Origin of the sequence: Amycolatopsis sp. cmx-11-12 (assembly GCF_046269425.1) — a bacterium.
GTDB lineage: Bacteria > Actinomycetota > Actinomycetes > Mycobacteriales > Pseudonocardiaceae > Amycolatopsis.
Map to the genome: position 1 here is coordinate 1 of NZ_JADNQM010000092.1, position 1,478 is coordinate 1,478.

A 1,478-nucleotide genomic window follows, 5' to 3' on the forward strand; every position below is an offset into this window, starting at 1 on the left:
AGCCGGGCGAATTCTCGGGGTCCTCGCAACACCTGATGGCTTATGTGGCTGCCAGTAGATCACGCAGGCGCTCGGCTGGTTTGTTCCAGCCGAGCGTTTTGCGTGGCCGGCCGTTGAGTTGCTGGGCGACGTGTTCGAGGTCTTCGGCGCTGTGAACGGACAGGTCGGTGCCTTTGGGGAAGTACTGGCGGAGCAGTCCGTTGGTGTTCTCGTTCGATCCACGTTGCCAGGGTGCGTGCGGGTCGCAGAAGTAGACCGGGACCCCGGTCGCGACGGTGAACTGCCTGTGTGCGGCCATTTCGCAGCCCTGGTCCCAGGTCAGCGAGCCGCGCAGATGTGCGGGCAGGGTCGTGATCAGCGATGTCAGCACGTCGCGGACCTCCTCGGCGGTGTGCCCGCCAGGCAGGTGCCCGAGCATCACGTAGCGGGTGGATCGTTCGACCAGGGTCACGATCGCGCTCTCGTTGCGGGAGCCCATGATCAGGTCACCTTCCCAGTGCCCTGGGACAGCCCGGTCGGCGACCTCGGCGGGCCGGTCGGAGATCATCACCATCTCGTCGACGAACCGGGGAGTGCGCTGCTCCGGGCTGCGGCGGGGTTTGCGGCGGGTGCGGCCGGTGCGCAGCGCGACCGCGACCTCGCGGCGCAAACCGCCACGGGCCTGGACGTAGATCGCCTGGTAGATCGTTTCCGGACTCACCCGCATGTCCTCGTCGTCGGGGAACTCGATGACCAGATTGTTGCGGATCTGCTCGGGTGACCACCGCTCCCGCAGCTTCTGGGCGACATGGTCGCGCAGCGGGCCGTCCTGGGCGAGTTTGGACTTTTTCGGACGCGGTCGGCTCTTCGCCCAGGCCCGCTGAGCGTGGTGTGGCCGGTAGACACCGTTGACCGACCGCGTGTCGATCTCCCGTTTGACAGTCGACGCCGGACGGCCCAGTGCCCGCCCGATCGCCCGGAACGAGTCGCCTTGGCGGTGCATGTCGGCGATCAGCTCCCGATCGGTCACCGTCAAGTACCGGGGATGCACTGTGGCCTCGACCGCCGCGACAGACGGCTCCGAGGACACCGGGACGAAAGTGGTCACACCCGTCTTGTAGTCGACCCGAACCCCATCCGCGTGGAGGCGCGCGTTGCCGACCTTCCGGATACCCCGGTCCCAGTCACCAGCAGTGCGCCGGTGAATCCCGACCCGCTTGGCGGCTTCACCCTGCCTGACCCCAGCCGCGCGGAGCCGGTCGTACTCCGCCCGGCCCGGATGCCCGCCCCGGCCCCTCTTCCCACGACCCCGGACACCAGCCTTCCGCACCCACCCGAACGCCGTATTCCGGTTCACCCCGACCGCCCGGGCAGCACCCGACACACTGCCCATCTCCCGGTCCAGAGCATCGAAAAACCTCGCCTTCAACCCCTCAGAAACCACGATCCCCACAACTCCCTGAAATCCAGGGTGTTGCGGGGATCGCTAGAACCCGCCC

1 protein-coding gene is annotated in these 1,478 nt (G+C 67.5%); it reads right to left on the minus strand.

The window, feature by feature from the left end:
• Positions 1-40: 40 nt before the first annotated feature.
• The gene (locus tag ACLARN_RS44045) at positions 41-1,087 is read right to left on the minus strand and encodes an IS30 family transposase (RefSeq protein ID WP_409497443.1); all 1,047 of its coding nucleotides are present in this window, start codon (positions 1,085-1,087) and stop codon (positions 41-43) included.
• Positions 1,088-1,478: the final 391 nt, after the last annotated feature.